Origin of the sequence: Mesorhizobium sp. SP-1A (assembly GCF_032460275.1) — a bacterium.
Lineage (GTDB): Bacteria > Pseudomonadota > Alphaproteobacteria > Rhizobiales > Rhizobiaceae > Mesorhizobium.
This window is the reverse complement of the sequence record NZ_JAVXZD010000002.1, coordinates 709,629-735,133: the sequence shown is the minus strand read 5'-3', so window position 1 is coordinate 735,133 and position 25,505 is coordinate 709,629. Positions and strand designations below refer to the sequence as shown.

Below are 25,505 nucleotides of genomic sequence, written 5' to 3'. Positions count from 1 at the left end.
AGAAATAGGCTTTGAAAGCAGGATAAATGCATAACGCTAAAACCATTATTGAAAACAAGGATGCATTCGTAGCGGGCCTTGAGAAGCGCGGTTACACGCGTGACGACGCTATTTTCATTTTCGAGTTTGTTCGCGACAGCCGCGATGCCGTGAATGAAGCAAACTCGGAAATCGAGACGAAAAACCATGAGATCAAGGTTCTCTCCGCGAAGATCGGTGCCTTCTACAAGGCTGGCGACAAGGTGTCGGGTGATGCTCTCAAGCAGGATGTCGCGACGCTGAAGGAAAGCATTTCGTTGCTGGAGGTCAGGGCGAATGCGGTTGGTGATGCTCTGAATGATCGCCTCGCTACGTTCCCCAACCTCCCGCTCGATAGCGTGCCTGCTGGTGCTGACGAGAAGGCAAATGTCCTCGTTCGTACCGTGGGCGTGGCTCCTGACATGGGATTCGAACCCAAGCAGCATTTCGAGCTTGGAGAAGAACTCGGCGGGCTTGATTTCGAGAGCGCTGGCCGCATCTCGGGTTCGCGCTTTGTCGTCCTTCGTGGTGCCATCGCCAAGCTGGAACGTGCGCTTGGGCAGTTCATGCTCGATATGGCCGCCAAGCACGGCTACGAGGAGTGCCAGGTGCCGCTGCTGGTGCGCGAAAACGCTATGTTCGGTACAGGACAGCTTCCGAAGTTTGAGGAAGACCTCTTCAAAACGACGGATGGCAGGTATCTGATCCCGACTGCGGAGGTCTCGCTCACCAATCTTGTCGCGGATCAGATCGTGGAGACGGAAAGCCTGCCGCAGCGCTTCACCGCGCTTACCCCGTGCTTCCGCTCGGAAGCTGGTTCGGCTGGCCGCGACGTCCGTGGCATTCTTCGTCAGCATCAGTTCAACAAGGTCGAGCTGGTGTCGATTGTGAAGGAAGAGGACGGCGAAGCGGAGCTGGAGCGCATGCTAGGTGCTGCTGAGGCTGTCCTGCAGGCGTTCGAGCTTCCGTACCGCGTGATGTTGCTCTGCGGCGGCGATATGGGCTTCAGCGCCCGCAAGACCTACGACATCGAAGTCTGGCTACCTGGTCAGAAGACCTATCGCGAGATTTCGAGCTGCTCGTACTGCGGCGACTTCCAGGCCCGTCGCATGAATGCTCGCCACAAGACGCGCGGCCAGAAGGGCACTGAGTTCGTCCACACCCTCAATGGTTCGGGTGTCGCTGTCGGCCGCCTCCTGATCGCGATCATGGAGAACTATCAGAACGAGGACGGCACCATCTCGGTCCCGACCGTTCTTCGCCCTTACTTGGGTGGCCTTGAACTCATTCAACCGAAGTAATTTCGGTTGCGACATCGCTGGGGCGTCATGGTTACGCCTCTTGCGCCAGCCTATCGGAGCTTCGACCGCGAGGAAGGCAGGGCTATTATTGGCATTCGGCCACGTTAAAGCGGGTGAACTATGGCATATTCTCGATTTGATTCCTTAGTCGATAGGCATACAGAAATACTGCAGGATATTGAGACTATCGAGGCATATCCCACAATCGATCCGAGCGGGGATAAATTGGCTGCCTTAAATAAGGAACTGATAGACATCGAAAAAGAGCTTGATTCCTTGGGTGTGTCAGAAGGCTAACCGTTGCCGTTTGCTGATTATTGAAATCTCATAGAGGTGATAAAGAAAAATATAAGAAGGTACGATGGAATACGATTTTATTGGAGATATTCACGGTCACGCAGATGCGCTTGAAGCGCTTCTAGACAATCTGGGCTACGAAAACAAAAATGGCGCATACCGTCATTCAAATCCGAACCGGATGGCTGTTTTCTTGGGCGATCTGATTGATCGCGGACCCGACCAGCTCCTTTCCATCGACATCGCTCGCCGCATGCGTGATGCTGGTACAGCCCATGTTCTGATGGGCAATCACGAACTCAACGCAATCGGCTACGCTACTCCTGTTCCTGGCACCAAGTCTGGCCGTCACATGCGTCTTCGTGGACCCAAGAACCGCTTTCAGCACAAGGCGTTCATAGAAGCCGTTGGTGAAGACAGCGATCTCCATAAAGAAATGGTCGAATTTTTCTCGACCCTGCCCGTTTCCTTCGAGACTGATGAGTTACGAGCTACGCACGCGTGCTGGCACCCCAAGTCTCTCGATGCTCTGAAGCCTCATCTAAACGAAGACGGCTCCATGAAGCGCGATGCTCTGTTTGCGAGCTTCGAGCAGGGCCATGACCTCAATAGCCCTATCGAGATCGTTCTGAAGGGATTGGAAGTCGATCTGCCGGAAGGGTTCACCTTCACCGACAAGGGGGGCGTTGTCCGGCGCAAGTCGCGTATTCAGTGGTGGAAAGACGACGCCACGAACTATCGCAACGCTGTTATGCCGGAAGAAGGCCTAGAGGACCTGCCTGAGATCGAGCTACCGGATCATCTGAAGATCGCGCCATCGAACAAGCTGACGTTCTTCGGTCACTACTGGATGAGCGGAACGCCATATCTACTCTCGCCTAAGATCGCTTGTCTCGACTTCTCGATTGCGAAGGATGGCGTTCTGGCAGCATATACGTGGCGTGGTGAAGACCAGCTTCTCGATGAGCATCTGACTTGGGTGAACAAACCGGATCTCGTGAACGGAATGGGGCGATAGCACATTCAATAACGGATAATCTCAGTGGTCCATAGGGAGGCGGCAGATCAGGCATTTCTCATCGAGATGATTTGGCTGTTCGTGCCTGCAGCCGTGCGTCTTGCACATGCGCCGAGGTTTTGTCGGAAATAGCCAGTTGAGGAGTGCTCTCATTTGAAATCCTTTCGAAGGACTAATTAGCAAGATAATCTTCAAATTGCCAGCGACAATAGGAATTATCCTGTATTATTATCACAATGAAATATCAATAAATCAGATTGCAAAATTCCTGTGTCGGTGGAGATAAGAATGTCAGGCTCGCCAGCCATTAAACATCGTCGTATTTATCAGATTGAAGCCAAACCCCGCACGCTCAAAGTCGCATGGGGTCGAGATGATATTTATAATTCGCCAAGCATTGTTTATGCCTTTGGCGGCCACGGGGCGCGAAGCAGCGACGCGCACTTACTGATGTCGATTTTTGAGGACAAACTGAGATATACGAACCTCGTCTCGATCCTCGAAGAGCGTGGCTATGACAAAACAACTCTAAAGTTCTCGGTTGCCCTGAAGCCAGAAGGCGAGGCTCCAGCAACAAACCGCAAGCGCTACTCACTGAAGAAAGCCAAACCAGGCGAACTCAGGGTCTATTGGGGTTACCCTCCAGAAGACAGACATACAAAGCAGCTTTGCTATGTCTGGGGTGGAGCAGGAGCCGCGAGGCCGGATGCGCGCGTCGTGAGCAACGCATTTGAGGAATGGGACGTCAATAATCCCGGCCGTGAGCGGCTAGAGAATGAGTGGTCTCGCTTGGGATATGGTCGTGAGCAGATTCAGCGGATGCTTGGGCCGAAGGAGCCTTCAGAAACGCTGCTTGAGGCGTTGATCCAGCGCGGATACGACATGGATACGCTGCACTTCTCGATCCGACAAAAAGACGCCGCCTAGCAGGAGTAGACGGCGTTTTTGGCGTTATTCGTTTTGGTCAGAATAATGGACGACCAGCGATCATGATATGGGACAACTGAAAGCCGAAGAGCCAGGTGGCTGCGAAAAGCGCAGAGCTGAGTATCGGCACTACGCGTCCGGCAATGCCCAGCTTCGGTTCCTGGTCTGCGCCTGTTTCCTTGCGCATGCGCCTTTTGACGCTCGATTGGATCATCTTGCTGGTGATGAAGTAAGGGGCGAGAACGTAAAGGACCAGGAATATGGTCCCTATGCCGCCATGGGATATCACCCACGGAAGGTCCATGTACTGCGTCCCGAGCCAGAGCAGGAAGGTTGCGAGTAATGGCAGTTTGAATGTCTTCCTGACGGTCGCTTTCTCGTGGTTTTCCATGCAATGACGGAAGGCGACGAATATCGGCCTTGCAGCTTCCTGACTTATCGAGCCGAGGCTGTCCTGCTGGATTTTCTCTGCCCACTTTGCGCCATGGGTGTCGTCGCGATCCCATCCTTTCCTCAGGGCTTCATTGATGAGCGGGTGCTTCGCCATCTGGGCCAGAAAATCGGATGGCGAAGCATTCGCCAGCTTCTCAGCGTGCTTGGCTATTTCATCAACGGCTTCATCCAAATACGGGCTATACCAGACCCACGGCTTGTCAAACATGATGTACCTGGCTGAAATCGGCTTGTTCTTGTACTTGCCATCAAGCGTCAGCTTTAATGCATCGATCTTTATGATCAGCCCATGTTTGGCCTTTTCCAATGTCGGATTTTGGTCCAACTCGACCTTGTGCATGGTCATGGAAGGGGACTGCAAGCTCTTTGTATTCGCGTTTGCGTATCCGCTGTGCATCCAATCATGAAGCGGATAAAATTCATCCTCCAGGAACGTCGAATTTACCATATTGTGTTTAAATTCGGCGGTGTATTTGACGCCATAGAAGTCAGTCAAAGCACCTGTTTGCTGACAAGTGCCACATCCGATATCTCCTGCACCATCACACGATCCGCAAGTGAGCTTCATAGTCCCGCCGCAATCGCCGCAGCGTCTGCGTCCTGAGCCAAGGCACAAAGAACATGGGGCAGTATGCCGACTGGTTGATGGGGCCGCTCTTCCCGTTCCGCCGCAATGGAAGCAACCAACTGTGCCAAAGGTGCATTTGTAGCAGGCGGTCGTGCCATGCCCACTACAATTGGAGCAGCTGTTAGAGCCGCGACCGCTACAGGAAGTGCAGGAATAACGGTTGCGAGCAACGTGTATGTCAGCAAGCTGGACTTTCCTTTTTCCAGCTTTTACGAATTCTTTTATGAACTCTGGTTTTTCGTATTTCCCACGAAGTTCAGACGCCTTGTCGAGCTGCATGGCGATAGCGGATTTGTCGCTTAGTAGTGGGAACCTGTCGTCGTTGGACGCTCCCGCGTGCGTATCTGTATAAAGATCTATGTCGAAAATAACGTCAGTCTTGAATAGTGCTACACACCTTGAAGTTTCATGATCGAGATCCGCAAAATCGTTTTCATCAACGCTCTTGGCGTCAATGAAACGTGCGTTATCATTCATTCTGTCTTCAAGTATCTGGCCAATCGATTCAATATCCTCATCGCTGACCAGTTGCGTTTTTGCATCCATTTAAAAGTGCCCCCAAACTCTCAAATGACGATTGCCGCAATTACGCGGCAATGTCTATGATTTTTCCGCTCGCCATGAAAACGATCAATCCCCGCTTGGCCGAATTCATTTTCATATAGTCTGACATCTGGTCGCGGTAAAATTCAATAGTTGCCGCTGTCGGACTTCTGTCAGATTTCCAGTCGATGACCGTTTCGATCTCACCACGGTCGGTAATGTCGGCCGCGTCCATGATGCCGAACGTAACGCCTTCGATCTTATCGTCCTCGTATGATGAGCTGGTCGCTACCTCTGGCACCAGACGATGACGGATCGATGCGATTTGCGGCAATGCCAGCGTCTGCATGATCTCCTTGGCCATGACGCGAGCATCCATGTCTTTGATCTCATCCTCTTTGGAAGCGATCATTTGCTGGATCAGTTCGCGCGCACGGTTCTCGACTTCTGGCTCATTGTCCTTCAGTTCGCCAGTCAGGATTTCTTCCATCAGCTTGTGCATGACAATGCCGCGTTCAGCACTGCCCTGGACGAATTCGGAAGGGTCGGCGACTGGCTCGGCGTCGATCAGGTCATCAAGCGAAATCCGCAAACTCGATGCATGGCTTTCGTGGCGGGAAGGGGTCTTGTTGATGATAGGCTTCTTGGCCGCGAGGATCGCAGCGGTCTGCTCTGCGAAAGTCTTCGCATCCTGATTATTGACGGTAATGTCGCGCTGCACGCGCATCGCGTTCGAGAAGCCTTCCAGCTCCATCGTTTGGATGTCCTGCAACTTCAGGTCCGTAACCGTTGCCCACTGCCTTTCGGTAGTCTTCTCGTGCACGGGGACGACGAGAAGATCGCGTGCACGTGTGGTGGCCACATAGAGCAGGCGAACGCGTTCGTTGTGGGACTCCTGATCTGAGATTTGCTTCAGTTCGCTATAGCCGTTTGGCTGGAATCCAAAGAACGGCATCGAGATTTGACGCGAGCTGACGTCGACGACCAGAGGCTTGGAACGCATGATTTCGGTCATCGTGTTGATGACGAAAACCACAGGCCATTCCAGCCCCTTGGAAGAGTGCATGGTGATGATGGAGACCGACTGATCTTCACCGTCTGGATGTGCTTCGGCGATGCGTTCGCCATCCTCCCAGAGTGAGCGGACTTCGTCTGAGAACGCGCGCAGGCCACGGGTTGTATAAGGACGGCTCATTTCGAGGAAGCGGTCGACGTTGGCAAGCGCACGGTGTGGAGACTTGGAATGGCGAGCCTTCACAGTTGCCCGAACATTGAGCACATCGACAGCGCTGGAAAGGACGTCATAAGGCGTCGTGTATTTTCCAGAGTTGCGAAGCGCATTCAGCTGGGCCAGCACCGTCTTGAGCACAGGGTTCTTGATCAGGCCTGTGTCGATACCAACGTGCAGATGAGCAAGTCCGCCGTCTTCCAGCTTTGGAAGACCGTGCGCTGCATCAAGTAGCTCAGTTTCTGTCATACCAACCAGCGGGCCGCGCAGGAGAGCGCCGAGAGCAAGGTGGTCACGCGGATCGGCCAGAACGCGAGTGATCGCAATCATGTCCTGAACTTCCTGACGCTGGAACATGCCCTTACCAGCCTGCGTGGCGACAGAGATGCCTTCTTCTTCAAGGGCATGTTCGTAGCGCCACAGATCGGAGCCAGTTGGCGCGAGCAGAGCTATGTCAGACGGTTTGCATGGGCGGGTAGCACCGAGTTTCTTGTCGAAGACGGGGAAGGTGTTGATCAGCCTGCGCGCCATTTCTGCAATCTGACGGGCTTCTTCGTCACGTGTCTCGGCAATGGTATCCAGTTCGCCAATCTTTATGGTCGCCACGGACGGATGTTTGCTGGTGTCCTGACGGAACGGATCGAGTGCGGTGAAGCCTGGCTGCGAGGGAGCGCTCAACGGAACGTCAAAGACGTCGTTGACGTAATCCAGAATGCCTTTGCTCGAACGGAAGTTCGTCGAAATCTTCAGGATCGACGTCGAGTCGTGCTTTTCGAGAAGGTTGCGCATATCCAGATAGGTCTTCACGTCTGCGCCACGGAAGCGATAGATGCCCTGCTTGGGGTCACCCACAAGGAAGATCGCGCCTGGACGCGGGACCCATTCGCCATCGGCATCGCGGTCGAAGCAGAGGTGCTTGAAGATTTCGGTCTGGACCGGATCGGTGTCCTGAAATTCGTCGACGAGTACGTGCTTGTAGCGCTGGCCAAGAGCCTTGGCGATCTCGGGATAGTTTTGCAGGAGCTGGCGGGTGGCGACGAGCAGGTCCTCGAAATCGAGAGCGGCACCCTGACGCTTACGGTCGCGATAGCGATCAAGCATCGGGCGAATTTCGCTCTCTAGGATCGTGAGGGCGGCTGACGCAGCCATGGTCTTCAGAGCTTCGTAGCCAGCCGCAATCTCGTTATAGCGTTCGGTCGCTTCCGTGTTGCAGTCTTCGCCGACCTTCTTCGAAGGCGCGGCGGCCTGCCACTTGCCCTTCATCTTGTAGACGCGGAATCCGCCATCAACCTTGAGAACGGACGAGGACAGCTTCAGCCGGATGATGTTCATCAGCGCCTGATGCTTCGGCAGTCCCATGGAGGCGAGCAGCTCTTTTCGCAGTTGCGCGAAGTCCGCACGAATGTCCTCATTGCCTTCAGCTTCAAAGCCAAGGCCTGCAATCCACTTCTCGTATTTTTCGATCTGATCAATCAGCTGATTGGCAGGAGCAAGGTCAAATTCCTGCTTGTGAAGGAAGAGGTCTGGCGAACCGCGAAGCTGGTCCGCGAGACGGCGGATCGTTTCGATAGCTTCTTTTGTGTCGGAATGGGTGGCCACCATCTCAGTGATGATGTCCTTGTGATAGTCCTCACTGTTGAGACGCTCACGAATCCATTCGTTGAACACGTCTTCGAACAGAAGCGAGGCCTGCGTAGCGTCGAGGATCGCAGCGCCTGGATCGATGTCGGCTTCAACGGGATAAGGCTTCAGAAGGCGCTTGCAGAAACCGTGGATGGTCGTGCAGGTCATCTCACCGAGGTGATGCTGTGCTTCCTGCAGTCTTGCCTGGCCTTCGGGATCGATATTTCCGCCATCATAGGATGCGCGAAGGTCGGCTGGGGGTGTGCCTTTCAGAACGTCGTCAATCGTATCACTGACGCGGCCCATCAGTTCCGCAGCGGCCATTTCCGTAAAGGACACAGCTGCGATGTCGCGAGGGTGAACGCCATTGGCGAGCATCGAAATGATGCGTCCCGCCATGAGCGAGGTCTTGCCCGAGCCAGCGCCCGCCTCAACCATGAGGGTGCGATTGATCTCAAGAAGGGCAGTGCGACGAGCTGTCGAGTCATTCAGCATTACTTGTGCTCCCAAATCTCTGCCGCTTCACCGATACGATCCAGGAACGTCTGGTTTTTGCGCAGCAGGTAGGTTGCTGCGGCGTTTGCTGGCAGCGCAAAACGCATGTCGTTATATGCTTCACTGGTGCCGATGCCTGGGATTGCGTTACCGCTCTCCAGAGATTCCTTGGCGATCAGCACTCCATTGGCGACCTGCGCCAAAACTTCATCCGGTTCTTCCAGCACTGCGAAGGTTCCGGTTTCCGGATAGAGCAGGCCAGTTTCAACCTCAGCATTGCCACCCATCAGCGACTTCACGACGAAGCCGTAGATGGCGCGCTGAATTTCGTTGCCACCACCGATGATGAGGTCGTCGATGTTTTTCGGGGTCTTGCCCGACTTGTAATCGATAACGCGAGCCTTCGGCGTCGACGTGGAAAAATCCAGACGGTCAATGATGCCCTGCAGCTTCAGGCCCGTCCCAGGAATTGTGACTTCCTGCTCGATGTCCCACGGGAAAGATTCCTCTTTCAGCTCAATCTTGCCGCCGAACGGAACTTCCGCGTACGTCACCTGATCTGGATATCGTTCAATCTCGCTCAGCAGTGCCGCTTTTGCGAATTTGGTGGCACGCTCCATCATGCCGAACCAGATCAGCTTTGGCGGGATCGGCTTCGACATTTCGACGCGCATGCCGACATTGATCGACTGTTCGTCAATCGTGCGAGAAATGTCCTCTGGTGAGGCATTTGCGAAGCCGCCCTTGCGGATCAGCTGGTCGACAGTCTGCTTGAGAATGTCGTGGACGATGTTGCCAAACTCGCGGGCATCGGCAAACAGCGGAGCGTCTTCATATTCAGGGGCGCTGAAGCCAAGCGCATATCGCCATACAAAGCCAATCGGATCGCGCAGAAGCAGGCGAATAGACGTGGCGGAATGGTATTGGTCGAAGACGTCTTGGATGCGTGGATGGCTGGGGGCAATCAGACCATCATGTGCAGTCAGGTCCTTGGAGCGCCAATTCTTCCAGCAAGTAGCAGCCGAAATTGCGTGCGGTGATACCGCATATTCCTTGTCACGGGCAAATAGGCGGTCGGCTTCCGAGAAAGCGTGATCTGGACGATCAGTGAGCTGAATAGGCTTGGCGCTGTCGCGCTCGATCTGCGTAACCAGACGGCTGACGCCCAGTTGACGGCTTTCAGCATCACGGCGCGGCCACGAAAGGACGAGCAGTTTTTCAGTCGTTGCCTTGATCGTATTGTAATCGCGACGGTCGATATCCGAGCGCGGCATAGGATCGAGGATATTCGATGGAATGATGTAGTCGGGGATCAATGCGTCTTCGCCGGACTGACGTGGCCAGTCGCGGGACGTGAGGCCAATCAGACGAACATATGGACGCGGCGACGCAGCCAGCTTTTCAGCAGACATGAAACATGCAGACGAGTGAGGGTCTTCGCCATCATCAATGCGCTGCATTGGAATTGTGCGGTCGAGTGCGGCGGCGGGACCTTCAAGAAGCGCGGCATCCCAGATCTTCTTTGCCTGACCATGAAACAGCTTTTCTCCTGCTTCCGCCGCAACCTCGATGCCCTTGGAGACGAGCGTCAGAATGGGAAGCAGGATGTTCTTGAGTTCAGCGAGCTGCGGTTTGCTGTTCAGCGTCTTTTCCCAACGAGGCAGTTCGGTGAGTGCGGCATCTGGTCGGAAGTTGCGGCTCCAGTCGCCTGGAAGGCCTTTTACGGCTTCCGAACCAAGTCCCTGCAGGAGATCGAGAAGGCGTTGGACGCGCTTCTGTGAGAGACCACGTAGCAAGATATCGGCAAGAGCGCTTGCCGCCTGACCTTCGATGCGATGGACGCAGGAAATGCCGTGAGCGAAATGAATGCCGAGCTTGCTGTCAGAGCAGACCGCCAGCATGTGTTCGTCATAAGCAGTCGTTGAAACGCTTGCGATAGCGATGTCACGGGGCAATACGCCTTCCGACATCAGCTTACGCGCCCAACGTACGGACTCTATGACCTCGTGAAGCGCGGTGCCGCAGATGTATGATTGGACTTCTGGTGTCTTAGGCTCAGAGCGCTTTACCTTCAGCGCTTCCCCAATCCATGGCGACACCTCTCGCGGACCAGCATTCCATTCGATGTTGATGTGCTTGGATACAACAGTGATCAGAGGACGCCAGACCGGATGAAGTTCGGTCATACCGCTCATTGTCACGTCGCCAAAAATGGACGGGGCGTGGTGAGCACGCGTAATCGCGATTTCGATAATGTCGTTTGGCCGCTTCATGTGAGCGGGGAGAGCGGCTACGACAGCATTTTCCAGCGAAAGAATTGACTGAATACGCTTGTGATCCTTGATGGCTTCGATATCCGGGCGCGCGAGCCACAGTTTCATCAGCGTGTCCGCTGCGGCCGATGTCATCCCCGGCAGGTCCTTGATTGGCTCAAGCTCGCCAATATCGGTTTCAGGAAGAACTTTACCGATAATTTCCTTGAGCGTGCGGGTGTCGACCATTCGCAGGAAACCCCCAGCGAGACGCTCGGCGAAATGTTCAATAGCCATTACCTGAGTGCCGCTGACCTGTTCGCGGGCCAGGCGCAGTCGTTCGGTGCGCAGTGCCAGACGGCCATTGACCAAAATGGTTTTTCGAAAACCAAGCCCATTAATTGCTTTCGTCATGCGTAAAGCTGCCTTTTCCAATACGGGTCAGATATCTGAACTCCATTTGATTTTCAATTAAATTTGTTGACGAGTAAATGATTTTATTCGCTTCCGCAACATTCCTTCGAATTTGAGGAATGTTTAAATAAGGGAATAGCAGACAATAGGCAGCCGAGATCGGTAATTATCTCTCCCCTCAAGGCTCTCAGTCCGTAAATTCAAGGCTTGCAATCCGCATAAGTCGGCAGGAAAACAGGGAGAATAATTAAAGGAGATTTATACGGAAAATTGCAGAAATAAGCGAAAATATGTTGACATTGCAGGACGAGTAAATTACCTGACATTTAGAAAAAGCCGTAAAGCGCCACAGGGGTTCAATTGGCGATCTGAAAAATCTCACGCAATCGAATATGCTCTGAAAACGAAATTGTTGAAAGGAAACAACGCGAATGACCGAAGTGACGAAGACTGCCCCGAAATTCCTCCAGAAGGCTCTTGATAGCCTGAAGGTGCTCGGCGTTGGCTCGCCTGACACTGGCACCGCTCCAATTGTCGATCTTCTGAAGCGAATTTCCGATGTCGACGAAGATCGCGTTCTCGTTATTGCCCGCACGCTGTCTCACCAGCAAAATTTCGATAGCCTGGTTGCGAACCAGATTTCCCAGATCAATTTCGGCAATCGTTTCGACGAAATCGTAAAGCGTTTTGACAGCATTCGCGATGACTCCAAGCGTCTCGTCGTGCAGGCTGAACGTTCTGCTCCGACCCTCGGCGACCGCGTATCGAACGTCGTCATGAAGCTCACTCGCGGTGACATTTCGGATCGCTTCGACGCCATTCGCAAGACGTTCGACGCAGTGATCAAGGACGTCGGCAGTCAGGTCCAGCGTGAGAGCGCTATCCTTGAGGCCTATGCGGATTTTCGCAGCTCGATCAAGGAAGCTGAAATCATCGCATACGAAGTCAAGGCTCTTCTCGATGAGGACCTCAAGGCCGCTCAGGCGAAGGTTGCAGACGCAATGACGCTGGTGCAGCAGGCCTCGGATGCGTCTCCGCAGGAAAAGAGCCGTCTCGAACTGGAACGCGATGAAGCGCAGCGCGCCGCAAAGGCCGTCGAAGATCGTTGGCAGATTGCGACCGACCTCGCCAACAATCTGCAGGTTTCCTACTCCGTGACCGAAGTGACCATGGCGAAGCTGGCTGAATCCCACATGGCGAAGGATCGCCTGTTCAAGCAGTCGGTTGCTTTCATGAGCACCAACAGTTCGGTTCTGACAGCGCTCAAAGCGACCTACACGGGTCTGCTTGGTCTCCATGAAGCCACGCAGGCTTTGGACGCTATGCATGATGGCATTTCCAAGAGCCTTGAAAGCATCGCTGATGTCGGCACGAAGGTTACCGAAAATGCGCTCCGCAAGGGTTATGGGCCGAGCATTCGCGCCCAGTCGGTGAAGAAGCTGGTCGACTCGGTTGTCGAGTTCCAGGAAAACAGCACCAAGATCATTGCTGATATGCGCAAGGATTCGGAACAGAACGCGAAGGAAATTCGCGATTATGTCGAAGATGGCAAACGGCGCATTGCGGATCTGGTTGCCAGCGGCAAGGCTCCTGGCCTGACCGTTAATGCTTAATTCTCGGCATGGGGCTGGAATGGTTCTGGCCCCATGTTTCCTGCTTAAATCGACAAGGGAATAGGCGGAATGTCAGCTATTGCAGTGAAAAATGCTCCAACACTTGAAGACGTTTTGATGGCGGCGGATACCGTCGACACGATCCGTCATGAAATGGCTATTCAAGAGACAGAGATGCTCTCGGATGACCGTCGTGCGGCTCTCAAAGCGCGCCTTCGTCAGTGGTATGAATCGCAAGGCACCGTTGTCTCGGACGAAATTATCGAACGTGCCGTCGATGATATGGACAAAAATCGCTATGTCCACGAGCCGCTTGCGCCTGGGTTGCCGCGCCTTTTTGCTCGCATGTGGATCAATCGTGGCAAAATCGCCCTCCGCACAGTAACCGCGATTGCATCAATCGGTTTTCTGTACGGCTCTGCCGTATTTATTCATAGCGAGTTCGTTGTTAAGCCTCGTGAGCGCGCTGAAATTGCCGCCAAGGCTGAACAGGAACGCATTGCTGCCGAACTGAAGTTGGATGTCGAAACTCGCCTTCCGCAGGCGCTGAAGAGCGCTCATACGGCCGCAGTCACTGCTGCGACGGAATACAAGGACGACGTTGCCAAGGCGCATGCAGACAATCTGCGCGATGCGACACTACAGTTTCTTGAAGCGAAACGCGTTGCGGATGCGCGGAAGAATATCGATGCACTCAATGAAATGGCTTCGTCACTGAAGGCCAAGGCTGAAATCGCAACTTTGATCAGCACTTTTGAGACAACTAAGAGTGAAACTCTGAAGATGTCTATGGACGAGGGCGCAAAGCGTTCGCTTACGCCGCTATTCGGCAAGGCCGAGGCTGCGGCTCGCAAGGGTGACGTCGTTGCCTTCAATGCCGCCAAGCGAAGCCTCGACGAGCAGATCAATCGCATTCAGTCGCCCCTGATGCTTCGTATTGTTGATCGTGCAGGCGTTCGTTCAGGTGTCTGGCGCACTCCCGATAACAATCGGACGAAGGTTTATTACTTGATCGTCGAGGCGTTGGACGTGAATGGTGTTGCTGTGCCTTTCCCGATCAAAAACTTTGAAACGGGCAATACCGAGACTGTGACGCATTGGGGCATCCGCGTTCCTGAGGCGACTTACAACAAGGTTGGTCACGACAAGCAGTCGGATGGTGTCATCGACGATTTCGAGGTCGGCAAGAAACCTGCTGGCACGCTGGAATTCAAGTGGTCAATTCCGCAGCAGAATAATCAGATGATCACGCGCTGGTAAGGAAGGGGATATTTAAATGGCTACAGGAAGAGAAATCGCACACAAGCTCGCCAGCAAGCGTGATGAACTCCAGCGTCAGGCGCGTATCGTCACCAGTCAAATTGCTGGTCTTGAGCGTGAACTGAGCGGTGTGGTTCAGGAGCAGGCAAGGCTTCTTCAGCAGCTGGCCGCGATCCATCTGAAGCAGGACATCGCTCTGCCGAAGAACATCGAGACCATGTTGAAGTCTCGCGAACAGCGGATCAACGAAGCCAAGGCGACCATCAAGCAGGCTGAGCAAAAGATCGCTGAGAAGCGCGAACAGCGCGAAGTCGTGGCTCGCGATACCAATGCGGCCTTTGAGGTCTATGACAAGGCTAACAAGGAAGCCAATATCCGTTACGAGGAAGACGAAGAGGCTATCCGTCTGCGCAACCACTTGGCGGGTGTGACCGAAACGCTTGAGAGCCTTGAGCGCAAGCTCAATCGCGCTAAGGCGGAGCTTGCTGACAAGCGCGTCGCTTACGAACAGGACCCTTTCTTCGCGTATCTGATCAAGCGCAATTTCGGCACGCCTGAATATAAGAGCTTCGGCCTGACTGCCCGTATCGACGGTTGGCTGGCGAACCTGATTTCGTTCAAGCGCAAGAAGGGTGACTACGATATCCTGCACGCGATCCCTGAGTGGTTCAAAGAGCGCATGCAAAAGGTCCATGTCGATCATGATGCAGATGCGGCCGCATTGGACGTAATCTATCGTCAGACCCATGAGCAGGTATTTCCGCTCAAGGAGAAGGTCGATAATTCGAACAAGCAGCTGAAGCAGATCGACAGCGATATCTCGACGCTTCGTGCCGAAGTTCGTCAGGCGTCTGAGTACATTTCAGAAGCGGCTCACGCGACCGACGAAGATCTGTTCCGTATCACCAAGACCTACGCAGAACAGCTGGCGAAGCTCGGCATTAGTGATCTTCATGCTCTGGCGCGGAAGACCGAAAGCACGGAAGACGATCAGCTGGTAAATAAAATCAGCGCTCTGGAAGCCAGCCACGATAACATTCGCAAACAGATTCTCCAGCTTACGCCTGGCAAGCTTGAGTTTGAGAAGCGGATGAATGCGCTGGATGAGGCAGAAAGCAAGCTGCGTCGCCGTGGCTGGAGCGGTTCGTCTGACCGTTTCAGCGACAAGGTCGATGATCGCATGATCGATAATCTGGCAACGGGTGTGATTACGGCATCGGTGTTTTGGGACGCGGTTCAGCGCTCGCATCGTCCGTCTGATGACTATTACTCGTCATCAAGGGGCAGTTCGTCGTCGAGTTGGGGTGGTTCAAGCTCAAGCAGCTCCAGTAGCTCGTCCTCGTCGTCTTGGGGATCGGACTCCTCCAGTGGTGGTTTCGGCGGCTCGTCTTCCTGGTCTTCGGGTGGCGGATTTGGCGGCGACGATTCATCGACTGGAGGTGGCTTCTGATGCACCTAGTTGAGAAGGCAATCGCGACCTTTCTGATCATGCTGTTGTTCGTCTGCGGCCTGTTCGCTTGGAGAAATCATTCGGAACCTGATGTTCCTGTGAAGAGCTATGCGAAGGCCAACACGTTTGTGGTGGCCTCGGAGGCTTCATTTTTGCGGTATCGCGCCAAGGCGCACACTGCCGTGACGGAGAGCGTTCGATGACGACGTGGGAAATCACGCTTCTGGCGATGATAGCGCTGGTCGGCCTTGAACTCGGTCTTCTGACTTTCGGCCAGAAGGTACGCGTTGTGGATCATGTGGTTGATAAACGCTTCGGTCTGAAAATGGTCATGACGGTCGAAAGTGCTGGATGGCACATATTCGGCAAGCTGCGGATACAAAGGCAGTTCGTTGGATGGGAAGGCGAGTGGCTCAATGTTGATACCAACAAGCGACCGAGTCCGACGACAGAGAGGCTTCTTCAACGTCTCTGGAGCGTCCTGAAATAATGAAGGCGGCTTAATGGCCGCTTTTTTCGTTTTCGAACAATTTGCGAATTTCACATGCGCTGCGTTTGAGGCTCGTCGTTGTCATGGTCGATCACCAAGCCCTTGGTGTAGTGAACCTCATCGAAAATCAAAGGCTGAGGTGTCTTGTTGAGCCTATCTGCAGTCTCCCGAAGAGTTTTGGCAAAGCTTATAAAGATGATACGGTCGCGCAGGGCGACGGAATTAACCTTCGTCATTAAACGTTTTCCTCCCACATGCCTTATCGTGATTACGAATGCATTTGTGATGAATTCAGGCGCATCGCTTCTTCAAATTCTTGCATGATCGCAATGACCTCATCCGGCATGGTCATGAAATCTTTGGAGCCTTTTTCTCTAAATAGTCGGGGCAGCGCCGCTGGTAGCTCGTCCTCGTTGAGAGGCATAAACTCGCGAATATGTTTGTCATTCCTATAGCTGCCAGCCAGCCAGTTACATGTATATGGTTCTTTTTCCAGCAGCGTGCGCATTTGAGGAATGTAACGCGCGACCATTGGCGGAACGTGCTTGGCAATTTCTTCAATTTGCCAAGGTGCGGGATCACTATCTAAGAGTGAGAACGCTGCACTGCAAAGCTCTACTGTCCTGTATGGTAATGGGACTATGCCGAGATTTGCGGGGCTTCTGGTTACGGCATTTAAGAATGCATCGTATGGGATCATGATCTGTTTGCTGTGAACATAAGCGAGCGTTTCCGGCGCGTCTTCCATTGCTTGAACATACATTTCTGCTGTTCTCGCATCCTTAGGGATATCGTTAATAGCGAAAGCACTATTCGCGATGGCGTGATGGCACAATTCCGGTGTCAGAAAGCGCTTTGGAACCGATGCAATTGCGGCTGGGGAACGTTCCACAGCCTGCTTGCAGTGTTCTTCCGTAATGACGCTTATTCCCGTTCTGTTGAAGTCCGTAGCTACATCCAATATGCCGATATTTGAGGCTCGATATTCAAGAAATTTACTCACAAATTTTGATGTTAGATATTTCGTTGGCACGTACTGCGTGTTGTTGCCAACGTCGTGAATAGCAAATTCAAACAGGAATTCCTCTGAAACAAACCTGAACAGGTCATTCTCTTGTGCAAACTTGGCACCATCGGTTCCAGAGTGCATGAGGCCACTCTCAACTATTTCTGATGTGATCATGGAAAGTGGGACGCGGGCCAGGTTGTATTTGGCGAACTGCGGCAGGATTTCCTCGGTGAGGTATTTGTGAGGTGGCGTCACGAAACTCTCGTTTCTTGTGTAAGCTCCGAAACCTTCGGTATACGACTGCCAGAATTTATCACTCTTATACTGGTCTGGGAATTCCTTGGTTAGCTGAGTTGCAAACTTGGACACAGCAGGAAGCGATTCATTCCAGTTGTCCATTAGGCGCTCGGCACAGCTTTCAATGAATTTTGCGTCTTCAGTCGCGATTACGTTTGCTATGAGCTTTGATGTCCCCGCTTTGTCGTAGTCGCTACTGTTGAACGGTATGACATCGACAACCTCTCCGTTTTTGGACAGAGAGATGCAACTTCCCTCGCGGCCTCTATTCCCAGGGAGAAGTCTTCTGTCGTTCTCTAATTGAAGGAAGAGCAGCCATTTTGCGTATTTGGAATCATGAATTTTCAGAACCCATCCGTCCTCAGACCGAGCCAATTCGCGATCTGCAATTTCATGGAATTTCCTCTTAAGGGCTTCAATGGTTTCTTTGTCGAGCAGCTCTGGAGGGCAGTCCTCCGGATAGTTCAAGACATTCAAGTCAGCGTTTTCGAAGCAATCGACCAGATCTTTGCGCAGGAGGTCGAGTGCGGCTTGCGGCAACCGCTTGACCATCTGCCCGAAATCTTGAGTAAGGTCCTTTGCGTCGCATATTGTCATCGTCGAGACATGCGCTTGGTATTTCTTGCCATCAGGGGTGATGAAGATGCGTAGCGGGCTGGTCTCCATATAGGCTCGATAATGCTCGTCAGTTTCCATTCCCGTGCACCAGCGCGTGCCTTTGGCCCACCAGCGGGATGCGAAATGGGTATTGGGGGAGACAACTATCCATCCTTCAGTCAGCTCGCCATCTACCAACTCGCTCTCGGCAAGCGCCTTGGCACGTTCCCTGCGCTTTTTCTCGCGCCCGCCAGGGGTTGAATCTTCGTTGTCTTCCTTCGGGAGGAAGCCCTCAACGATGGCCCAGACAGCCTGTTCCGTCTTCATGCGGCCAATGTCTCGCTGTTCGACTGGGAGGCGGTGTTTGTAGCGATTGAAGAGTTCGAGTGTGACCTTTACGCGGTCACGATCCTCATAGCGAAAATTACCCGAGACATAAGTGCGGCATAGCCAGTCGGTGTACTCGCGCTTCTTCGTTGGATCGATATCGATCAGGAAGTCCATCGGATTGGCGTCCTGTGGATGCGAGCTATCCTTCGCCTGCCTTTCGCTCAGGCGCTCGTCCCATTTTTTCTTGAGAAAGAGCAGTCTTGGTGTAATTGCCATATGAAATCTCCTTCAATCAGGAGACCAGTTGGCGCTGCATGGAACCAGCTGTCCAAACATTCCGAAAACGACAACGCTACATGGCCATCGTCATAGGAGCATCTACAAGCTGTCTCGCAAGCAGACCGTCAGGATCAGTGCTGATGGCGGTCATTTTGTCAGCGTGCATCAGCTTCTGGAGACGTTCAGGTAAAACCGTGTCGTCATCTGGAAAGAATGAATGGATAGGATCATTCGGGGCATAACGCCTGGAAAGCGGACGGTTCCAGCCGGAAGTGTGCGTCCTTAAAGGACTGTCGAGGGTGCTATCTCGCCGCGCTTTAATTGCGGCAAGTACGCGTGGCGGCACATGAGCGACTGCGTCGGCGACGTGAGCGAGCAATGCGGCTTCGCACATTTCGATGGTTCTATAAATCAGCGGAACTCGCGAGAGAGAGCTGCCAACAATGGCAACGCCGTTTCTGAATTGCTCATAGGTTAGATAGCAATCTGTGTTGACGAAGACATTTGGAGAGACGCGTAATGCCATTTCTGTGACAGCCGGAGTTTTCCATTTTTGATTCAGCTGCTGGAATAGGTTGCCGTTCATAGATACAGCCTTAAGAACCAGTTCCTCTGTCACAAAATGTTCTGGAATGTTGATGATCGCGTTAGGCACAGTCGAGACGACCTCGTCGATTAGCTCATGCGTCAAATGACGGTGGTCAACGTGATAGATAGCTGTCGGATGTTCTTTGACGACGCTATGGAACAATTCCTGGGACAAGCGCTCGTATGGAATATAGGCAAGACCTTTGCCCTTCTTCCATTTAGCTGCAGTTGCGATTGCTTCATCAGAAATCATGTGCTCGTGACCGTGATAAGCAACGCGGCTGATGTTCTCAGGTGTGTCTGCAACGAAGATATCGACGCGCTCAGGAGTGATCATTGATTGAGGCAGGATGGTCAGAAGATTGTATTTCGCCAAGGCGTCGGCCATTTCTTCCGAAATGTAACGCTCGGCAACCGGAATGGTGAGATCATTGTTGTTACGAAGCTTTTTTGCCGCCTTGGCGAAGTATGCGTCCCACGTCGCCTGATCGAAATATTCGTCTGCAAAAGCTTTGCCGATGACATTGACGAATTTATTCGGGAAATTATTATTTCTCTCCCATAGGCCAAGCATGCTGGACGCGCACTTGCGAATAAAATCTACGTCCGTCGTGTTCTTGATCTGATCGCACAGCGTGGCTCCATTAGAAGAGTCGTAACAGTGGGCGAGCACTGTCTCGGCCCGCATCAGGATGACGTCTGCTCGCTGTCCACCGCGTCCGAATTCATTCTCAGAAATCAGGCCGAATGCCCACATCGATAGCATGGACGGAAGATATTTCAGCAAGTAGCCGTCTGAGTTTTCGGCAAGCGTAACGGCTTGATCAAAACCTTCCTGTTTGGCTTTTTCGATCATGGATTCAGACCGTAGCGGAGCTGGAATTCTTGAAAAAATGCCTAGCTTGTCCATGGATCGAATTGCGTCATCCTGCAGCATTTTGAGCGCAGGCGCAGGGATTTGATCGAGGAACGCGTTATTTGAGAGTCTGCGGTCGGCCGCATCGCAGAATGTGAGTGTAGCTACATGTGCCTGGAGCTTCTCTCCCGATGGCGAAATAAAGACGCGTAGAGGACCACTTCGCACATAGTTGTTGAAATAGGCAGGCTTCTTCATGCCCGTACACCAGCGGGTGCCTTTGGACCACCAGCGTGCTGCAAAATGGGTTTTCGGGCTAGCGACAGTCCAGCCATCAAGGTCCTCGCTTTCGAGGATGTCGCTTTCGCTAAGCGCTTTGGCTTTCTCTTGTCGCTTCAGCTCCTTGCCTTCAGCTAGTTCTTCTTCCCCGTTCTGAGGAGTGAAGCGCTCCACGATCTCCCATAGATCCTGTTCGCTTTTGAGAAGGCCAATGTCACGTTGCGCGACAGGCAAGCGGTGTTTGTAGCGATGGAAAACGGCGAGGGTGTCGGACACGCGGCTGGCGTCTTCGAGTAGGAATGATTGACCGACATATGTGCGGCAAACCCAGTCGAGATATTCATGTCGAGGAGTCGGGTCGAACGAAACGAGGCTTTCAACGCCTTTGAAATCGTCTGTCCTGGAATGATCGTCATTGGAACGCTCCATTACACGTTCCTGCCATTTTTCCATTAGAAATAGAACTCGCTTCGATTTTTCCATGGCGTAAATTGCCTCGACAAACGAGGCCGCTCCTTTCGACAAGCCTTTATTCGAATTAAAAGGTGGGATTGTCTAACTTATTTAAATGGAAAAGTCTCGCCAAAAATAAGGAATGAGGATTAATTACCTGCATTTTTACCGTGTAGCGTGAAAAAAAAGGCGCTGGATTTTCCAGCGCCTTTTTCTATTCTCTTGTCGAACTACTTGCCTTCGGCAGGGGCTTCGACAAGGTCGTCGACCTTCTTGGCCTTTTTGCCTGCGCCGCTGGTTGCGGTGCCGCTTTCGAGGGCAGCTTCAACAGCCGCCGTAGTAGTTGCAATCGGGTTGCCGTTTGTCTGACCAGCGATCATCACCACGCGGCCGCCATGCTGGCCAACATCGCGCAGAGCATCACGTTCGTCGATTCCTGCGAAGAAGTTCATCACGTCCTTACCCGTAATCGAGGAGTCAGGGAGGTCACGCAAGAAGGCGTTGATGGCCTCCGCGTTGCCCTCAGCCACGATCTTGCGAAATTCCTTGAACGCGTTTGCCTTTACGACGAGGCTCTCACCTTCGGCATTCGCCTTGGCGACCATTCTGATGCGCGTTGCCTCGCCTTCTGCAGTGGCAGCAGCCTGCAGCTGAACAGCGACCAGCTTGGCCTGATAGGCTTCAGTGAGTTCCCTCGACAGCTGTGGCTGGTCGATCAGAACGTTGATGATGTTGTAGCCGTAATCATGAAAACGGGTCTCAAGATCGCTTTGCACACTGCGCTCGAATTCGTTGGTCGAAGAGAAGACCTCTTCAACGTTCATCGTCGTGATCTGCGCACGCATGGTATTTTCGATGTACGAGCGGATCTGGACTTCAGGATTTTCCAGCATGTAAGCGGCTTCGTAGGCCTTGTTTTCGTTGGCGACGTACTGGACACGCACGCCGAGGGAGATGTTGGCACGGTCCTTCGTCAGCGACTTCACTTCAACTGGAAGCTCGGCAATGACCGTATGCTTGGTCATGTCGACTATTTCAATCGGGTACGGGAGCTTCAGGTGCAAACCAGGCTTCAGAGTGCGGAAATATCTGCCGCCAAACAGAACGGTGGTCTTGAACGTCTTCTCACGGACCATAACGAAGCAGGATCGAACGAGAATCGCAATCACCATGCCAATAATGATGGTCACGAAAATCTGGAATACGAACGCGAAGGGATCGGAGGAAGCAGGGTTGAGGACGTAGGCTGATGGGTTAATCACAAAAAACTCCTTTGATGGATTTGAACACGCATTATCGCGTAAATACCTGTCTTAAAATCCCCACTTAAAAAGGCGTTGTCAATAATTTTTCTGAGAAAATAATTTTGTGGGTTCTCCCTCGGCACGTTCTTGATTTAAGGTGTATTGGTAGGAAAAATAAGAGGATAGGAATGCACATGAGTATGTTGAAAACTCCAGGTGGTCTTGTTTCGCTTGCGCTGTTGATCTCATTCACAGCGATTGCAATCGCACTGGGGCTTGAGCATATCGGCGGCTATCTGCCATGCGAACTCTGCTATAAGGGACGGATTTCGCACTATGTTGGCGTTCCATTGCTGTTGTTGACGCTGGCTTGGGGTGCTGCGCCATATCGAAAAATGTATCCGATGATTGCTTTCACGTTTCTCATCTATGGGTACAGCCTTGCTATCTCAGTTTACCATGCAGGTGCTGAGTGGAAATTCTGGGATGGTCCGACCGCATGCGGCTCTCTTAATTTGAAATCCGGAGTTAATGCCGCTGACTTGCTTCAGGCTATTCAGAAGACGCAAATGGTCTCATGCACGGAGCCTGCGTTTCGTATTCTCGGCGTCAGTCTATCGGGAATGAACGCCTTGGTCTGCTTGGCAGTTATGGCTTTGTTGGCAATGGCTCTGCTGAAAATCTGGCGTCAACGCATTTCAAAATGGCTGTGAAGCAGTGCGGCATCTATGCAACAATGATGTCGCACATTATTATTCTGATTGTTTCATGCGATCTCTGAATTGACATTTGGAGAAATTAAGTGGAAAAGAAAGAGCATGAAAGAAAAAGAAGATGTTTTGGGTAAATCCCAGTTAAAAGCCGAATTATTAAATCCGAAGTCAAATAATTCACCAACGAAGCTTCCGATCCCAGGACGAGATTCAATTCTCGTGTGCACCGTAGGCGGTACTGGTCAGATCGGAATGAACTGGACCCTCTATGGCTACGACGGCGAGTGGGTTCTTGTAGATGCAGGATCGGCTTTCGCTCCTCGCGACATTGATGGTGTCGAAGCCATTTTTCCTGATTTGAATTCCCTGAGAGACGTTCTGCCGAGGCTTTCTGGTCTCGTAGTTACGCATGCTCATGAAGACCATATCGGTGCCGTTCATCGCCTTTGGCCAACTATCAAGTGTCCGATCTACGCAACCCCGTTTGCTACCAAGGTTCTCCAGAGTCGCTTCGCTGAAGCCGGAACGCTGGGCCGAGTAAAGATGCGCCAGTTCCAGCCTGGGAACAGGCTGAGGGTCGGCAACATGTATATCGATACAATCCGCATGACGCACTCGGTGCCGGAATGCGTTGGCCTCGTATTCGATACGCCTGTCGGCAAAGTCTTCCATACGGGCGACTGGAAATTCGATCCGCATCCAGTTGTTGGTCGCCCAACCAACATGAAGGCCCTTCAGGCATTGGGTGACGAAGGCGTTCTGGCCATGATCTGTGACAGCACCAACGCTGATCGGCAGGGTTCGGTCACTTCGGAGCGCGATGTCGCCACTGGTATGGCGAAGGTGTTCAAGAAGGCTCAGGGCCTCTGTGTCGTTAGCTGCTTTGCTACCAACATTGCCCGCGTCGCTTCCATCGGCCGCGCTGCAGCCGCCACAGGCCGCCAGGTTGCTCTTGCTGGTCGCTCTTTGCGCCGTAACGAAGAGATCGCACGCGATCTTGGCCTGATGGATGGCGTCATGCCTTTCCTGAAGGAGCCATCGCATCTGCGGGGCTTGGACCGTCGTGAAATGGTTTTGATCTGCACGGGCGCGCAGGGTGAACAGAATGCGGCTCTTGCCAAATATGCGGCTGGTGAGAATTTCCGGCTTCCAGCTGTGCATCAGACCGATACCGTCGTTCATTCGGCCCGCGTCATCCCCGGCAACGAAGAGGATCTCTATTCCATCTTCGATACGCTCCGCTCCAAGCAGGTTCGTATCCTTGAAAAGGAATATCGCGGTTCCCCGCTTCACGTTACTGGCCACGCTGTCGGGAACGAGATTGCCGCCATGTACGAGATCGTACGCCCGCGCTTTGCGATCCCCGTTCATGGTGAAGATCGCCACATGGAAGCCCATGCCGACATTGCGCTCAGCAATGGCGTCGAGCAGGTCAGTCTGCCGCAGGAAGGCACTGTGTTTGCGATCAATCAGCAGGGCATCAAGAAGGTTGCTCATCTGCAGGTCGATCTCGTCGCTGAACGGGCAGGATATGAGCGAGGCATCTTCGTGCCTTGGGACAGCAACAATCCCGAAGCGGTCTATGACCACTTCGACGCAACCCCGTCACCGATGGTGGCCTAGGAGGATCGATGGCTCGCAAGAAGCCCATGAACCATAATGAAGAGATGGTCGGACGATACTTTCCGAAACATCCCAAGCATCTCGATACGGTGATGTCCTGGTTTGTTGGTTCAGACGGCGATTTCAAAAACAGCTTCCCTCCAGACGATAGCTATCTGAAGCCTGCTTTCAAACAGGCTCGCCGGAATGGTTGGGTGCGGTCGACGAAGTTTGGCCTCTCAATCATGGGTGCGAAGGCTGACATGCTTTGGGAGATCACCGAGAAGGGGAAGCCTGAAGCCCTTGCTGCGCGAGAACGTGTAGATGCAATCAAGGCGGCCCAGGAGGAATGGGGCGAGGATTGGCTGAGATTATATAGAGAGCGGCAGAAGGCATATAAGGAAGCACAATCTGCTATCGACGCCGCTAATCCTTCTGCTGCAGTTTAGGAGATTGTCATGTCTGAGCCAGTTCTCACAAAAATCGACCACACAAATCAGGTTCTGCAGGGATTCCTGGAACAAGCCAGATGGCGCGTCGAACTGGATGGGACTCATATTGGTGATGTATGGCGCGGTGAGAACGGTCGCGGAGTGAGGTGCTGGTTCGGCGAATCCGTTGTTCTCAAAATGGAAGTGCCATTAATGAATTCCGCTGTCGTCAGTGGATATTCGCGGACGACCAAATCTCACACAGTCAGTGAGCTTGTAGATTGGCATCGCCATCAGGACAAGACGTTTGAAATGGGCGACTGGACCTTTCACTGCTGGGAAGAATTTACAGGTTATGGGCAGACAAGTAGAACCTTTATGGCAGTCAATCGTGTCGATGGTCGCATGAAGTCATTGCATGCCAAACATAATTCCGAAGAAAAGCCTCGCGAAGGCGCGGTCGGTGGAATTGGCTGGCATGTCACCTTCTATCGCGGGAACCATCTCTTTGTGGCGTCAGAATATCCAGACGTCGAAGCAGCCGTTGAGGTTTTGCTACCTGAATTGGATAGGCCTGCATCGAAGGAAGAAAAGCGGCCATCACATTTTTCTACAAACGTGACGAGATTTTATTACAACGAAAATCCACACCCAAAATTCTAGAAACTGCAATCGAAACTCAATTTCAGGGATTGTTGGTTGGGATGGGCATGTATTCGCAAGCCAGTGTTCACGACTCGGCGGCAGTTTCGGGTTCCTTTAATACATTATTTATCGATAAAAAAGTAAGTCGAAGTCCCATAAATAAGCTGATTTC

19 protein-coding genes are annotated in these 25,505 nt (G+C 52.7%); 12 read left to right on the top strand and 7 right to left on the bottom strand.

Going from position 1 to position 25,505, the window contains the following annotated elements:
* The first annotated feature begins 26 nt into the window (after positions 1-26).
* The 3 genes from serS to QU595_RS12495 all read left to right on the top strand — a co-directional run bounded on the left by serS (position 27) and on the right by QU595_RS12495 (position 3,561).
* Positions 27-1,319 (top strand): serine--tRNA ligase, encoded by a 1,293-nt coding sequence (serS, locus tag QU595_RS12505; protein ID WP_315922393.1) that lies wholly within the window; start codon positions 27-29, stop codon positions 1,317-1,319.
* Between the two features lie 361 nt (positions 1,320-1,680).
* Entirely contained in the window at positions 1,681-2,634 is a 954-nt protein-coding gene (locus tag QU595_RS12500) for a metallophosphoesterase (protein ID WP_315922391.1), read from the top strand.
* Positions 2,635-2,922: 288 nt separating this feature from the next.
* The gene (locus tag QU595_RS12495) at positions 2,923-3,561 is read left to right on the top strand and encodes a hypothetical protein (RefSeq protein ID WP_315922389.1); all 639 of its coding nucleotides are present in this window, start codon (positions 2,923-2,925) and stop codon (positions 3,559-3,561) included.
* 37 nt (positions 3,562-3,598) lie between these two features.
* Here QU595_RS12495 and QU595_RS12490 read toward each other — a convergent pair whose 3' ends face one another.
* Genes QU595_RS12490 through QU595_RS12480 form a run of 3 tightly spaced genes read right to left on the bottom strand, consistent with a single transcriptional unit; the run spans position 3,599 to position 11,197 of the window.
* A complete protein-coding gene (locus QU595_RS12490) occupies positions 3,599-5,188 on the bottom strand; it encodes a hypothetical protein (RefSeq protein ID WP_315922387.1) in 1,590 nt (529 codons plus the stop codon).
* Between the two features lie 40 nt (positions 5,189-5,228).
* Positions 5,229-8,531 (bottom strand): UvrD-helicase domain-containing protein, encoded by a 3,303-nt coding sequence (locus tag QU595_RS12485; RefSeq protein ID WP_315922385.1) that lies wholly within the window; start codon positions 8,529-8,531, stop codon positions 5,229-5,231.
* On the bottom strand, positions 8,531-11,197 hold the full coding sequence (locus tag QU595_RS12480; RefSeq protein ID WP_315922383.1) for a PD-(D/E)XK nuclease family protein: 2,667 nt from the start codon (positions 11,195-11,197) through the stop codon (positions 8,531-8,533). Before QU595_RS12480 ends, QU595_RS12485 begins: the two co-directional genes overlap by 1 nt.
* A gap of 431 nt (positions 11,198-11,628) precedes the next feature.
* On the opposite strand from QU595_RS12480, the gene QU595_RS12475 reads away from it, so the two are divergent.
* The 5 genes from QU595_RS12475 to QU595_RS12455 all read left to right on the top strand — a co-directional run bounded on the left by QU595_RS12475 (position 11,629) and on the right by QU595_RS12455 (position 16,010).
* Positions 11,629-12,810, top strand: coding sequence for a cell surface protein (locus QU595_RS12475; RefSeq protein ID WP_315922381.1), 1,182 nt, complete (start codon positions 11,629-11,631; stop codon positions 12,808-12,810).
* Between the two features lie 69 nt (positions 12,811-12,879).
* Positions 12,880-14,070, top strand: a complete 1,191-nt coding sequence (locus QU595_RS12470; protein WP_315922379.1) for a DUF6384 family protein — start codon at positions 12,880-12,882, stop codon at positions 14,068-14,070.
* A gap of 16 nt (positions 14,071-14,086) precedes the next feature.
* The gene (locus tag QU595_RS12465; protein ID WP_315922377.1) at positions 14,087-15,520 is read left to right on the top strand and encodes a hypothetical protein; all 1,434 of its coding nucleotides are present in this window, start codon (positions 14,087-14,089) and stop codon (positions 15,518-15,520) included.
* Positions 15,520-15,723 (top strand): hypothetical protein, encoded by a 204-nt coding sequence (locus QU595_RS12460; RefSeq protein ID WP_315922375.1) that lies wholly within the window; start codon positions 15,520-15,522, stop codon positions 15,721-15,723. The genes QU595_RS12465 and QU595_RS12460 overlap by 1 nt, the downstream gene beginning before the upstream one ends.
* Positions 15,720-16,010 carry a hypothetical protein gene (locus QU595_RS12455; protein ID WP_315922373.1) on the top strand — a complete coding sequence of 97 codons (291 nt, stop codon included), beginning with the start codon at positions 15,720-15,722 and terminating at the stop codon, positions 16,008-16,010. The genes QU595_RS12460 and QU595_RS12455 overlap by 4 nt, the downstream gene beginning before the upstream one ends.
* A gap of 50 nt (positions 16,011-16,060) precedes the next feature.
* Here the strand turns inward: QU595_RS12455 and QU595_RS12450 are convergent, their stop codons facing one another.
* The 4 genes from QU595_RS12450 to QU595_RS12435 all read right to left on the bottom strand — a co-directional run bounded on the left by QU595_RS12450 (position 16,061) and on the right by QU595_RS12435 (position 21,960).
* On the bottom strand, positions 16,061-16,246 hold the full coding sequence (locus tag QU595_RS12450; RefSeq protein ID WP_315922371.1) for a hypothetical protein: 186 nt from the start codon (positions 16,244-16,246) through the stop codon (positions 16,061-16,063).
* A 32-nt stretch (positions 16,247-16,278) separates the two neighbouring features.
* Positions 16,279-18,519, bottom strand: a complete 2,241-nt coding sequence (locus QU595_RS12445) for a hypothetical protein (protein ID WP_315922369.1) — start codon at positions 18,517-18,519, stop codon at positions 16,279-16,281.
* Positions 18,520-18,595: 76 nt separating this feature from the next.
* Entirely contained in the window at positions 18,596-20,728 is a 2,133-nt protein-coding gene (locus tag QU595_RS12440) for a hypothetical protein (RefSeq protein WP_315922367.1), read from the bottom strand.
* 200 nt (positions 20,729-20,928) lie between these two features.
* The gene (locus QU595_RS12435) at positions 20,929-21,960 is read right to left on the bottom strand and encodes an SPFH domain-containing protein (RefSeq protein WP_315922365.1); all 1,032 of its coding nucleotides are present in this window, start codon (positions 21,958-21,960) and stop codon (positions 20,929-20,931) included.
* 176 nt (positions 21,961-22,136) lie between these two features.
* On the opposite strand from QU595_RS12435, the gene QU595_RS12430 reads away from it, so the two are divergent.
* The 4 genes from QU595_RS12430 to QU595_RS12415 all read left to right on the top strand — a co-directional run bounded on the left by QU595_RS12430 (position 22,137) and on the right by QU595_RS12415 (position 25,351).
* Positions 22,137-22,655 carry a disulfide bond formation protein B gene (locus QU595_RS12430; RefSeq protein ID WP_315922363.1) on the top strand — a complete coding sequence of 173 codons (519 nt, stop codon included), beginning with the start codon at positions 22,137-22,139 and terminating at the stop codon, positions 22,653-22,655.
* Between the two features lie 105 nt (positions 22,656-22,760).
* A complete protein-coding gene (locus tag QU595_RS12425; RefSeq protein WP_315922361.1) occupies positions 22,761-24,278 on the top strand; it encodes a ribonuclease J in 1,518 nt (505 codons plus the stop codon).
* Positions 24,279-24,286: 8 nt separating this feature from the next.
* On the top strand, positions 24,287-24,706 hold the full coding sequence (locus tag QU595_RS12420) for a hypothetical protein (RefSeq protein WP_315922359.1): 420 nt from the start codon (positions 24,287-24,289) through the stop codon (positions 24,704-24,706).
* Between the two features lie 9 nt (positions 24,707-24,715).
* The gene (locus tag QU595_RS12415) at positions 24,716-25,351 is read left to right on the top strand and encodes a hypothetical protein (RefSeq protein WP_315922357.1); all 636 of its coding nucleotides are present in this window, start codon (positions 24,716-24,718) and stop codon (positions 25,349-25,351) included.
* Positions 25,352-25,505 lie beyond the last annotated feature (154 nt).